This is a genomic window from Pseudomonas trivialis (assembly GCF_036864995.1).
Lineage (GTDB): Bacteria > Pseudomonadota > Gammaproteobacteria > Pseudomonadales > Pseudomonadaceae > Aquipseudomonas > Aquipseudomonas trivialis.
Window position 1 is genome coordinate 1301804 of record NZ_CP142151.1, and the last position, 12466, is coordinate 1314269.

The following is a 12466-nucleotide window of genomic DNA, read 5'->3' on the forward strand; positions in this document are numbered from 1 at the left end:
GGTCGACGCTCAGCTCTGGCAAAATACCTGACTGTTGGTTTTATCGGCCGTTATTGGCCGATCCTTAATATTTTTGAGCGTAGCGATTGATGAGCGAACAACCAGCGGCCAGCCGCATTCGGGTCGAAGCCTTGACCGACGGATTCCAGGCGCGCGCCGAGCAGTGGGCGGCGCTGCTCGGCTTGCCGGTGCAGCTCGAAGCGGCGGATTTTTCCCTGCAAGTGGGTGAGCACGGCCTGCAACTGCAACAGCTGGGGCCTGACGCGCCGGGGCCGGTACGCGTTGACTTTGTCGACGGCGGCGCTGCGCACCGGCGGCTATACGGCGGCGGCAGTGGGCAAATGATCGCCAAGGCGGTGGGGATTGCTCAAGGCGTGCGGCCACGGGTACTCGATGCCACCGCAGGCCTGGGCAAGGACGCTTTCGTGCTGGCAAGCCTGGGTTGCGAGATGCGCCTGATCGAGCGCCAGCCGCTGATCGGCGCCTTGCTCGAAGACGGCCTCGCACGCGGCGCGGATGATTTTGAAGTCGCGCCGATTGTCGCGCGCATGCAGTTGCTCAAGGGCAACGCCATCGACCTGATGCTCAACTGGCAGGGCGAACCGCCCCAGGTTATCTACCTCGACCCGATGTTCCCGCACCGTGAGAAAACGGCGCTGGTGAAGAAGGAAATGCGCCTGTTCCGCCCCCTGGTGGGCGACGACCAGGACGCCCCGGCCTTGCTCGCGGCCGCCCTGGCCCTGGCCAGCCACCGCGTGGTGGTCAAACGTCCGCGCAAGGCACCCTGCATTGACGGGCCCAAGCCCAGCCATGCGCTGGATGGCAAGTCCAGCCGGTATGACATTTATCCTAAAAAAGCGCTCAAGCCTTAGAAACACGGGCCTCTGTGCGATAAGCCCGCATAAACAACCCCACCACATCCTGAACATGGGCTTCGGCGGCTTGCTCACTTAGCTGTCCGCCGCAGCCATACAGCAGGCGAAAGTTCGCCGTGCCCTTGAGCAGGCAGAAGAAGTGCTCGGCTGCCGTAAACGGTTTGTCGATGCTCAACGCGCCGCTCTGGTCGATCTTGCCCAGCAGGCGCTCCATGCCTTGCAACATGCGCATCGGGCCCGCCTCGAAGAAGATCTGCGAGAGTTTCACGTCCTGATTGCCCGTGGTCATCATCAGGCGATGCAGGTTCACTGACTCTTCACTGTTGATCAACCGATGGAAGCCCCGCGCGATGTTCAGCAGCACCGTCTCTACGGGGATGCCGGCGGGCAGCTCGAAGTACATCACCGGCAGTTGTTCCTCGCAGGTGGCGACCACGGCGGCGGTGAACAGGGTTTCCTTGTCGGTGAAGTGGCTGTACACGGTGAGTTTCGACACACCGGCCTCAAGGGCCACGGCGTCCATGCTGGTGCTGGCGTAGCCATTGCTCAAAAACAGCACCTTCGCTGCTTCGAGGATTGCCTGGCGTTTTGCCATGTCCTTGGGACGCCCAGGGCTGCTGGTGTTCGCGCGATTGTAGGACATTTTACCTTTAATACTGGACTGGTGAGTTTGGTATTAATAACATACCGGTCAGTATAATTATTCCGCGCTCCATTTGCGAAAGGTCCTTCAGCATGCGCAGCACTTTCCTGCCCCTTGCGTTGCCTGCCAGTCTGATTTTCCTGCTGGCCGCCTGTGGCCACGAAGAAGCGGTCCAAACCAGCGTCCGCCCGGCCATGGTGGTGCAACCGCAGCCTTCGGCGCAGGCGATGGACAGCTACACCGGTGAGGTGCGTGCCCGCTATGAACCGGACCTGGCTTTTCGCATCGGCGGCAAGGTCAGCCAGCGCCTGGTGGAGGAGGGCGAGCGGGTCAGGGCCAACCAGCCACTGGCCGAGCTTGATCCGCAGGATGTGCGCCTGCAGCTGGATGCCGCGCGCGCCCAGGTAGCCGCCGCCGAGGCCAACCTGAGCCTGGTGCGCGCCGAGCGGGATCGCTACAAAACGCTGATGGACCGGCAGATGGTCAGCCGCTCGCAGTACGACAACGCCGAAAACCTCTACCGAGCGGGCGAAGCACGGCTCAGACAGATCAAGGCTGAGTTCACCGTGGCCGGCAACCAGGCCGGTTACGCCGTGCTGCGCGCGCTGCAGGATGGCGTGGTGGCCCGGCGCGCGGTGGAAGTCGGCCAGGTGGTGTCCGCCGGGCAGACCGTGTTCACCCTGGCCACCGATGGCGAACGGGAAGTGGCGATCAGCCTGCCGGAGCAGGGCTTTGCCCGTTTCAAAATCGGTCAGCCAGTGTCGGTGGAGCTGTGGAACCAGCCGGACCAGCGCTTTACCGGGCATATTCGCGAGCTGTCGCCGGCGGCCGATCCCAAGTCACGCACCTTTGCCGCACGCGTTGCGTTCACGGGCGGCAAAGTCCCCGCCGTGCTGGGCCAGAGCGCGCGCGTATTCATACAGGCCGATGGCGTTATTGCGCTGTCGGTGCCGCTGTCTGCCCTCAGTGCAGAGAATGGGGCGTCCTACGTCTGGCGCGTGCGCCCGGACAGCACCCTGGAGCGCACCCCGGTGCGTATCGGTGCCTTCGGTGAACACGGCGTACCGGTGCTGGAAGGTTTGAACCCCACGGATTGGGTGATTGCCGCCGGCGTGCATGTGCTCCACGAAGGCCAGCAGGTACGCCCGGTGGATCGTGCCAACCGTGTGGTGAATCTGGCGGCCAAGGAGTAGTCCCCATGGGTTTCAATCTTTCCGCATGGGCGTTGCGTAATCGCCAGATCGTGTTGTTCCTGATGATCCTGCTGGCGGTGGTCGGTACGTTGTCCTACACCAAGCTGGGGCAAAGCGAGGATCCGCCGTTTACGTTCAAGGCCATGGTGATCAAGACCAACTGGCCAGGCGCCACGGCCGAGGAAGTCTCGCGCCAGGTCACCGAGCGCATCGAGAAAAAACTTATGGAGACCGGCGATTACGAGCGCATCGTGTCGTTCTCCCGGCCTGGAGAATCCCAGGTCACCTTCATTGCCCGCGATGCCATGCACTCGGCGCAGATCCCCGAGTTGTGGTACCAGGTACGCAAGAAGATCAGCGACATTCGCCAGACCTTGCCGCCGGATATCCAGGGGCCGTTTTTCAATGACGAGTTCGGCACCACCTTCGGCAATATCTACGCGCTGACCGGTGATGGCTTCGACTACGCCGTGCTCAAGGACTACGCCGACCGTATTCAGATCCAACTGCAGCGCGTAGCGGATGTGGGCAAGGTCGAGTTGCTCGGCCTGCAGGACGAGAAAATCTGGATCGAACTGTCCAACCTCAAGCTCGCGACCCTCGGCTTGCCCCTGGCGGCGGTGCAGCAGGCGTTGCAGGAACAGAACGCTGTCTCCACTGCCGGTTTCTTTGAAACCCCGACCGAGCGCGTGCAACTGCGCGTGTCGGGTAACTTCAAAAGTGTGGAGCAGATTCGCAACTTCCCGATTCGCGTTGGCGAGCGAACCCTGCGTATCAGCGATGTGGCCGATATCCAGCGTGGCTTCAGCGATCCGCCTTCACCGCGCATGCGCTTCATGGGCGCCGATGCTATCGGCCTGGCCGTGGCGATGCGCGACGGTGGCGACATCCTGGTGCTGGGCAAGGCCCTTGAAGGTGAGTTCGCACGTCTGCAAAAGAACCTTCCGGCCGGCATGGAGCTGCGCAAGGTGTCGGATCAGCCGGCAGCGGTGAAAACCAGCGTCGGCGAATTCGTCCAGGTGCTCGCCGAAGCATTGGCCATTGTACTGCTGGTGAGTTTCTTCTCCTTGGGAATACGCACCGGCATGGTGGTGGCCCTGGCAATTCCGCTGGTTCTGGCCATGACCTTCGCCAGCATGTATTACCTCGGCATCGGCCTGCACAAGATCTCCCTCGGCGCCCTGGTGCTGGCGCTGGGCCTTCTGGTGGACGACGCCATCATCGCCGTGGAAATGATGGCGATCAAAATGGAGCAGGGCTACGACCGCTTCAAGGCCGCCAGTTTCGCCTGGACCAGCACCGCCTTCCCGATGCTCACCGGCACGTTGATCACGGCGGCAGGCTTCCTGCCGATTGCCACTGCGCAATCGAGTACCGGCGAATACACCCGCTCGATCTTCCAGGTAGTGACCATTGCGCTGCTGGCGTCATGGGTGGCGGCCGTGGTGTTTGTGCCGTTCCTGGGGGAAAAGCTCCTGCCGGACCTGGCGAAGATTCACGCGGCCAAGCACGGTGCCAGTGGGCCAGATCCCTACGGCACCCCGTTCTATCAACGTGTCAGACGTGTGGTTGAGTGGTGCGTACGCCGACGTAAAACCGTGATTGTGATGACCCTGTTGCTGTTTGTCGGCTCGGTGGTGTTGTTTCGCTTTGTGCCGCAGCAGTTCTTTCCGGCCTCCGGTCGTCTGGAGTTGATGGTCGACCTGAAGCTGGCCGAAGGCGCGTCCCTGAGCAACACCGCCGACCAGGTCAAGCGCCTTGAAGGCTTGCTCAAGCAGCATGTGGGGGTCGATAACTATGTGGCCTACGTGGGCACCGGTTCGCCGCGTTTCTACCTGCCGCTGGACCAGCAACTGCCAGCCACCAGTTTTGCGCAGGTGGTGGTGCTGGCCAGCACCATCGAGGCGCGCGAAGACCTGCGCACCTGGCTGATCGAAACCCTCAACGAACAATTCCCCGACCTGCGCTCCCGCGTCACGCGTCTGGAGAACGGCCCGCCCGTGGGCTACCCGGTGCAGTTCCGGGTGACCGGCGAGCACATCGACGAGGTGCGCGCCCTTGCGCGGAAAGTGGCGGCCAGGGTTCGCGAAAACACCCATGTGGTCAATGTGCACCTGGACTGGGAAGAACCGAGCAAGATCGTCTACCTCAATATCGATCAGGACCGCGCCCGCGCCCTCGGCGTGAGTACCGCCAACCTGTCGCGATTCCTCCAGCGCTCGTTGACCGGCGCCAGCGTCAGCCAATACCGGGAGGACAACGAGTTGATCGAAATCCTGCTGCGCGGCACCGTCCAGGAACGTACGCAGTTGTCGCTGCTGCCAAGCCTGGCGGTGCCCACCGACAACGGCAAGAGTGTGGCGCTGTCGCAGATCGCTACCCTTGAATATGGCTTCGAGGAAGGCATCATCTGGCACCGTAATCGTCTGCCGACCGTGACGGTGCGCGCCGATATCTACGGCAAGGAACAGCCGGCGACCCTGGTCCAGCAGATCCTGCCGACCCTTGCAGATGTGCGCGCCGAGTTGCCGGATGGCTACCTGCTCGAGGTGGGCGGCACTGTCGAAGATGCCGCCCGTGGACAGAACTCGGTAAAGGCCGGCGTGCCGTTGTTCATCGTGGTGGTGCTGACGTTGCTGATGCTGCAACTGCGCAGCTTCTCACGCACGGCCATGGTGTTTCTGACCGCACCGTTGGGCCTGATCGGCGTGACGCTGTTCCTGCTGATATTCCGCCAGCCGTTCGGCTTTGTGGCCATGCTCGGCACCATTGCTCTGTCGGGCATGATCATGCGTAACTCGGTGATTCTGGTGGATCAGATCGAACAGGACATCAAGGCCGACCTTGCGCCCTGGCAGGCGATCATCGAAGCCACGGTGCGGCGCTTTCGTCCGATTGTGCTGACGGCGCTGGCGGCAGTGCTGGCGATGATTCCCCTGTCGCGCAGTGTGTTCTTCGGGCCGATGGCGGTCGCGATCATGGGCGGGCTGATTGTGGCGACGGCGTTGACGCTGTTGTTCCTGCCGGCCCTGTATGCGGCGTGGTTTCGAGTGAGGAAGGACGCGTAGTCCCCGGAACCATTTCTTTCTGGATACCACACAGGGATTACCCGACCGGTAGGTGCCGTCGTACACACAATGCGACGGTTGGGTTGCGATGTGAATTCAACTAGAAAGGAATGTTTATGATCTTGCCAATACTGATGATGCTGCCGATGCAGATGATGAATTCGATGTTAGGGGGAACGGACAAGGCCAGGACCATCGCCATGACAAGGATAAAGGTCAAGGCAATAACAAGCTGGATATCAATATCACCGTCAATAACAGCAACGAAAATTCGACGATGTCGTTCTCGCAAAGCACCAGCAGCTCGTCGGCAGGTCGCATCAGTTATTAAGTGTGCTGACAGGTATGCGCGACATTCGGTTGAGCAAAAAAAAGCCCTGACAGTGTCAGGGCTTTTTCATGCGTCAGTCAGGCTCAGAGCGCACCAAAGACTTTCCTGGCCAGGCTTGTCGCCGCCGCTGCCGGATTCTTGCGAATGGTTTCTTCCTGCTGCGCAATCATCTTGAACAAACCGTCCAGCGCCTGCTCCGTCACGTAGCTTTCGACATTCGCGCTCTTGGCATCCACCGCGCCAAAAGCCGCCGCCTTGCCGGCCAGCGAGTTGTACTGCTGGGCCACGCCGACCTTGTCGGTCGCTGCTTTGACTATTGGCAGGAACTTGGCGCGGATCTGCTCGCGGCTGCTCTTGTTCAGGTACTGGGTGGCCGAATCCTGACCGCCGCTGAGAATGCCCTTGGCGTCGGTCACGCTCATGTTTTTGACGGCGTTGACCAGGATCGGCTGAGCCTGGGTCACGGCGGTTTCGGCGGCTTTGTTCATGCTGGTTTCCAGCTGGGTGACCTGTTCACCCATGCCGAACATCTTGAGCTTGTCGGCGACTTTACCGAGTTTGCCCGGCAGGCCGATTTTCACCTCAGGGTTGTTGCTGAAACCGCCGGGGGTACCCAGTTGTTTCACGGCAATCTGTGCGCCTTGGGTCAGCGCATCCTTGAGGCCGCCACTGGCGTCGCCCTGGGACAGGCTGCCAAGGTCCAGGGCCATGGCGTTGGCACCGAGCAGCAGGCCGGCACACAGGGCAGTCAGGCGAAGCGTGTTACGGAGCATGAAGGGCTTCCTTATGTTCAGAGGTTGATCATTTAATCTAGCGGCTTTGTGCCGGTTCGACCGGCGCCTCGGCCGCGCCATCGACACGGTGCAGCGCCACTTGGCGGATCGACAGGCGAATGTCGGCGGGCAATACGCGCTTGGCGGCGCCTTCGGCCAGCTCGCCGAGCAAATCGTGATAGCTCAACTTGCCGGCATCGTCGCGGCGCAGCACATCTTGCTCCAGCAGCGTCTGGATGAAATGTCGGAAAAGGCTCTTGTCGAAGAATTCCGGGGCATTGAGGCCATGCAGGATCGACAGGCGCTGGGCCATGATCGTGCACAGGTCTTCCAGCTCTTCGGCGCTGATGCTGCTCTGGCCGCTGTTGAGCAGCAGCGAGATTGCCATATAGAAGCGTTGCAGGGTCTGGGCGATGCTCTTGGACAGCAATGTCAGCAGCACGAAATGCCGCGAACTCGGGGCCGGGCGCAGGTACACGTCGTTCTCGAAGCGCAACAGGCCCTGTTCGACAAACGCTTGCAGCCATTGGTCGACCACCGCGTCGAGATCTTCCAGCGACCAGCGGATAAACAGCTCCGATTGCAGGTACGGGTAGAGCGCGTGGGTGTAGCGCAGCATCTGCTCGCGGCTCATGCGCGAGCTGCTCTGGAAGAAGCTCGCCAGCAGGGCCGGCAGGGCGAAGATGTGCAGCACGTTATTGCGGTAGTAGGTCATCAGGACGGCGTTCTGCTCGTCCAGGTAAAGGATCTTGCCCAGGGCATCGCTTTGTTCCGACAGCAGGTCCATGTCCTTGACGTGCTTGATCAGCGCCAGGCCATCACCCTCGGGCACGGTGGTGTACGGCGAATACGGCACGCGGCGCAGCAGCGCCAGGTACAGGTCGAGCTGGCGCGCCATGGCCTGTTCGTCCAGGGCCAGGCGCGTGGTCGAGAGCAAGGCCAGGGCTACCAGATTCACCGGGTTGACCGCCGCCGCTTCGTTCAAGTGGCGCGCCACCTGTTCGCCCAGGCGGTGCGTGGTTTCATGCAGCCACGCCGGCTTGTAGTTCGGAGCCAGTTCCTGGGAACGCCAGTCCGGTTGCTCGCTGTCGAGGAACTCGGCCAGCTTGATCGGCTCGCCGAAGTTGACCGCGACCTGGCCAAAGCGCTGTTTGAGCGCGCCGACCACTTTGAAAATATCGAAGATCGACTCTTTCTTCTTGCTCGCGCCGCGCAGTTCACCGAGGTAAGTGCGGCCCTCAAGCACGCGTTCATAGCCGATGTACACCGGCACGAACACGATTGGCATGCGCGAAGAGCGCAGGAAGCTGCGCAGGGTGATCGCCAGCATGCCGGTCTTGGGCTGCAGCATGCGCCCGGTGCGCGAACGGCCGCCTTCGACGAAGTACTCCACCGGGAAACCCTTGGTGAACAGGGTGTGCAGGTATTCGTTGAACACCGAGGTGTACAGCGGGTTGCCCTTGAAGGTGCGGCGCATGAAAAACGCACCGCCACGGCGCAGCAGGCTGCCGATCACCGGCATGTTCAGGTTTATGCCGGCGGCGATGTGCGGCGGGGTCAGGCCGTTCTTGAACAGCAGGTACGACAGCAGCAGGTAGTCGATATGGCTGCGGTGGCAAGGCACGTAGATCACCTCGTAGCCCTGAGCGACCTGTTGCACACCTTCGATATTGTTGACCTTGATGCCGTCGTAGATCTTGTTCCAGAACCAGCTCAGCACCACTTCGAGGAAGCGGATCGCGGTGTAGGTGTAGTCCGAGGCAATCTCGTTGCCGTAGCGCAGGGCCAGGGCTTTGGCTTTTTCCGGGGTGATTTTTTCCCGTTCGGCTTCATCCAGGATGGCCTGGCGCACCATGGGCATGTTCACCAGGCCCTTCACCAGGTTGCGGCGGTGGGACAGGTCGGGGCCGATCACCGCCGTCTTCAGGTTACGAAAGTGCACGCGCAGGATGCGCTGGGCCATGCGCACGGTGCGTTCGTGCCCCTTATTGTGCTCGATCAATTCGCGCAGGTTGATCGGCGCGGAGAATTGCACCCGGGTCTTGCGCCCCAGGATCAGGATGCTCAACAGGCGGCGCAGGCGCCCGGTGACGGCCCAGCTGTCGGCAAACAGCAGCTTCCACGGGCTGGACTCGCTCTCGGGGGATTGGCCCCAGAACACGCTGACGGGAATGATTTGTGCATTCTCTTCGGCATGTTCGCTGAGGGTGTTGACCAGGCGCGTCAGAGTAGGCGGCGCCCCGCGCTTGTCCTGGCGGCCCAGCCAGTCCGGCTCCGGCGTGAGGTAGAAGAATGCAGCAGCTTCCATCAGCGGGCCCACCGCCACCGGCAGCACCGGGCGCGGCAGGCTGGCCTTGGTGCACTCGGCATCGACCACGGCCAGTTCGGTGAGGGAAGGCGATTGCAGCACGTAGAACACCGGCCGGCTGCGGTCGAGGTTGAGGGTCAGGGACGACTGGTTGATCGTCTCCGAGCGAACCCAGAGGTACAACAGTCGGCGCAAGGTGCCGAACACCAGACGGCGGAACGGGGAGCGGGTCATAGGCGAGCTGCTTGAAGTGGAAAAAACCGAGCAGGCGCTCGGGTGGGTAGTGTGCCGTATTCGCCGAAAATCGGCAAAAAAGCAGCGATGTAAACTTGAGTTGATGGTTTTTGAGCCTGTCTTATACTCGGCAGTTCAATGCACACAACTCAACAATAAAAATGCATGTGGGAGCAAGACGGATGACGACGCGCGAAACCGGCAATGTGAAGTGGTTCAACGATGCAAAGGGTTATGGCTTTATACAGCGTGAAGATGGCAAGGATGTGTTCGTGCACTACCGCGCCATTCGCGGTGAAGGCCATCGCTCGTTGGCCGAGGGCCAGCAGGTGGAGTACGCCCTGGTGAGCGGCGAGAAGGGGTTGCAGGCTGAGGATGTAGTCGGCCTGTAAGTCCACCACTGAACCCATGTGGGAGGGGGCTTGCTCCCGATTGCAGTGAGTCAGCTACAAATAAGCTGGCTGACCCACCGCTATCGGGAGCAAGCCCCCTCCCGCACTTTTGATTGGGTTAACAGTTCACGGTCAGGCGGTTTTCCAGGTGATCTGCTCTTCACCGTCGGCGCTGATGCGAATCCAGGTGTCGGCGCTTTCCTCACCTTCTTCCTCGACCCACGTGCCCGGCGCGCAGCGCACTTCGACGTTCAGCGCGGCAAAGGCGGCGCGGGCGCAGGCGATGTCGTCCTCCCAGGGAGTCTGGTCGCTTTCCAGGTACAGGCTGTTCCATTTGCCAACGGCTTTGGGCAGCCAGGTGACGGGCACGTTGCCGGCCGTGCACTTGTAGGTCTGGCCTTTCTGGACCCAGTCCGAGCAGGCGCCCAGGGCAGCGCCCAGCCAGGCGGCGATGGCCTTGTGGTCGACGTCGGCGTCCTTCAGGTAAATCTCGATATCGGGTTGGCGCATGGATATTCCTCGTTGCGGGATTTTAAAAATCCATTCGCGGGTGCTGAAAAAGTCGGTTATTGAAGCACGAAATAATCGTAGCGCATCGATACGGTGACCAGCAGCGGTTCGGTCGCTTCGATCACCTGTGCACGGCGCTCGGCGCTGGCGCGCCAGCCGTGGGGCGTCATCGCCAGCAGGTTGGCGCGGTCCCCGGGCTCGGCCAGGCTCAGGCTGAACTCGAGAATTTCGCTGTGTGCCAGGCTCATGCCGTCCGGCACCAGGGCCAGGTGCTTGTCATCGGTGTACTCGCGCACTTCGTCGTACAGGCGTTCGCGCAACTCCATCAGGTGGCCGCTGGTGGGGCCGACCTTCATCAGGCCGCCGCCGGGGCTGAGCAGGCGCTTGGCCTCTTCCCAGTCCAGCGGGCTGAACACGCTGGCCAGGAACTGGCAACTGTCTGACGCCAATGGCACACGGGCCATGCTGGCGATCAACCAAGTGACGGCGGGGTTGCGCTTGCACGCGCGTTTGACGGCTTCCCTGGAGATATCCAGTGCATAACCGTCGGCATTCGGCAGGGCTTCGGCGATCTGCGCAGTGTAGTAACCCTCGCCGCAGCCAATGTCCACCCAGCGCTGCGGCGCGCGCTCGGCGGCCAGCTCAGCCAGGCGCCGGGCCACCGGCGCGTAGTGGCCGGCGTTGAGAAAGTCGCGACGCGCCTCGACCATCGCCAGGTTGTCGCCCGGGTCGCGGCTGTTCTTGTGCTGCACCGGCAGCAGGTTCAGGTAACCCTGGCGCGCGCGGTCGAAACGGTGCCCGGCCGGGCACGCCACGCCGTTGTCCACGGGGTTTAGCGGGGCGCTGCAGAGGGGGCAGGCGAGCATCAGGCGAGCAACTTGATCAGGGTCTGGTAGTAGATCTCGGTGAGCACATCAAGGTCGCTGGCCAGGATGCGTTCATTGACCTGATGGATCGTCGCATTCACCGGGCCCAGCTCGACCACCTGGGTGCCGAGGGTTGCGATGAAGCGTCCGTCCGACGTACCGCCGCTGGTCGATGCCTGGGTTTCACGCCCGGTGATCGCCTTGATGCTGGCCGATACCGCATCGAGCAGCGCGCCCGGTTCGGTCAGAAACGGCAGGCCGGACAGCGCCCACTCCACGTACCAGTCCAGGCCGTGCTTGTCGAGAATCTGCGCAACGCGCTGCTGCAGGCCTTCCACGGTGGATTCGGTGGAGAAGCGGAAGTTGAACACCGCCGTCAGGTCGCCGGGGATCACGTTGGTGGCGCCGGTGCCGGAATTGAGGTTGGAGATCTGGAAGCTGGTCGGCGGGAAGAACGTGTTGCCATCGTCCCAGTGCTCGGCAGCCAGTTCCGCCAGCGCCGGTGCGGCCAGGTGAATCGGGTTCTTCGCCAGGTGCGGGTAGGCCACATGGCCCTGCACGCCGCGTACGGTGAGGGTTGCGCCGAGGGAGCCGCGACGGCCGTTCTTGACCACATCGCCCACCAGGGTAGTGCTCGATGGTTCGCCGACGATGCACCAGTCCAGGCGTTCGTTGCGCGCGGCCAGACGTTCGATCACGGCCTTGGTGCCGTGGTGCGCCGGGCCTTCTTCATCGCTGGTGATCAGAAAGGCGACCGAGCCACGGTGGTCCGGGTAGTCCTGCACGAAGCGCTCTGCCGCCACCAGCATGGCCGCCAGGCTGCCTTTCATGTCCGCCGCGCCACGCCCGCAGAGCATGCCATGTTCGTCGATCAGCGCGTCGAACGGATCGTTCTGCCAGGCCTGCAGCGGGCCGGTCGGCACCACGTCGGTGTGGCCGGCAAAGCACAGTACCGGGCCTGCATGCTGGCCGTGGGTGGCCCAGAAGTTGTCCACGTCCTCGATGCGCATCGGCTCCAGGGCAAAACCAGCGTCGCCCAGGCGCTGCATCATCAGCTTCTGGCAATCGGCGTCGATCGGCGTTACCGAGGGGCGACGAATCAGGTCGATGGCAAGTTGAAGGGTCGGCGAAAGGTCGGCATGGGCCGTCATGGGAAAACTCCGGGAAGCGTGTAATGGGCGCAGGACGAATGTGCTGAAACGGCGCAGATCCAATGTGGGAGGGGGCTTGCCTGATCCAACAAAACGGCCGTTATCTTATAGCAAAACGGCGA

General features: G+C 62.2%; 10 protein-coding genes. 4 read left to right on the top strand and 6 right to left on the bottom strand.

The window, feature by feature from the left end; genetic code table 11:
- The first annotated feature begins 89 nt into the window (after window positions 1-89).
- Window positions 90-872, top strand: a complete 783-nt coding sequence (locus VRB54_RS05715; RefSeq protein WP_338479881.1) for a class I SAM-dependent methyltransferase — start codon at window positions 90-92, stop codon at window positions 870-872.
- Here the strand turns inward: VRB54_RS05715 and VRB54_RS05720 are convergent.
- Window positions 862-1518, bottom strand: a complete 657-nt coding sequence (locus VRB54_RS05720; protein WP_338479882.1) for a TetR/AcrR family transcriptional regulator — start codon at window positions 1516-1518, stop codon at window positions 862-864. The two genes, VRB54_RS05715 and VRB54_RS05720, sit on opposite strands and share 11 nt — an antisense overlap.
- Window positions 1519-1610: 92 nt before the next feature.
- On the opposite strand from VRB54_RS05720, the gene VRB54_RS05725 reads away from it, so the two are divergent.
- On the top strand, window positions 1611-2711 hold the full coding sequence (locus VRB54_RS05725) for an efflux RND transporter periplasmic adaptor subunit (protein WP_338479883.1): 1101 nt from the start codon (window positions 1611-1613) through the stop codon (window positions 2709-2711).
- Between the two features lie 5 nt (window positions 2712-2716).
- Window positions 2717-5779 carry an efflux RND transporter permease subunit gene (locus VRB54_RS05730; protein ID WP_338479884.1) on the top strand — a complete coding sequence of 1021 codons (3063 nt, stop codon included), beginning with the start codon at window positions 2717-2719 and terminating at the stop codon, window positions 5777-5779.
- Between the two features lie 414 nt (window positions 5780-6193).
- Here VRB54_RS05730 and VRB54_RS05735 read toward each other — a convergent pair whose 3' ends face one another.
- Complete coding sequence (locus VRB54_RS05735; RefSeq protein WP_338479885.1) at window positions 6194-6883, bottom strand: DUF4197 domain-containing protein; 690 nt, start codon at window positions 6881-6883, stop codon at window positions 6194-6196.
- 37 nt (window positions 6884-6920) lie between these two features.
- Complete coding sequence (gene plsB, locus VRB54_RS05740) at window positions 6921-9425, bottom strand: glycerol-3-phosphate 1-O-acyltransferase PlsB (protein ID WP_338479886.1); 2505 nt, start codon at window positions 9423-9425, stop codon at window positions 6921-6923.
- A 182-nt stretch (window positions 9426-9607) separates the two neighbouring features.
- Here plsB and VRB54_RS05745 point away from each other — a divergent pair, with 182 nt between their 5' ends.
- On the top strand, window positions 9608-9817 hold the full coding sequence (locus tag VRB54_RS05745; RefSeq protein WP_057007767.1) for a cold-shock protein: 210 nt from the start codon (window positions 9608-9610) through the stop codon (window positions 9815-9817).
- 132 nt (window positions 9818-9949) lie between these two features.
- On the opposite strand, the gene VRB54_RS05750 is transcribed toward VRB54_RS05745, so the two are convergent.
- From VRB54_RS05750 to dapE, 3 genes are read right to left on the bottom strand one after another with little or no spacing between them, the layout of a single operon-like run.
- Entirely contained in the window at window positions 9950-10327 is a 378-nt protein-coding gene (locus tag VRB54_RS05750; RefSeq protein ID WP_338479887.1) for a hypothetical protein, read from the bottom strand.
- 56 nt (window positions 10328-10383) lie between these two features.
- Window positions 10384-11193 carry a putative RNA methyltransferase gene (locus VRB54_RS05755; RefSeq protein WP_338479888.1) on the bottom strand — a complete coding sequence of 270 codons (810 nt, stop codon included), beginning with the start codon at window positions 11191-11193 and terminating at the stop codon, window positions 10384-10386.
- A complete protein-coding gene (gene dapE / locus VRB54_RS05760; RefSeq protein WP_338479889.1) occupies window positions 11193-12344 on the bottom strand; it encodes a succinyl-diaminopimelate desuccinylase in 1152 nt (383 codons plus the stop codon). The genes VRB54_RS05755 and dapE overlap by 1 nt, the downstream gene beginning before the upstream one ends.
- Window positions 12345-12466 lie beyond the last annotated feature (122 nt).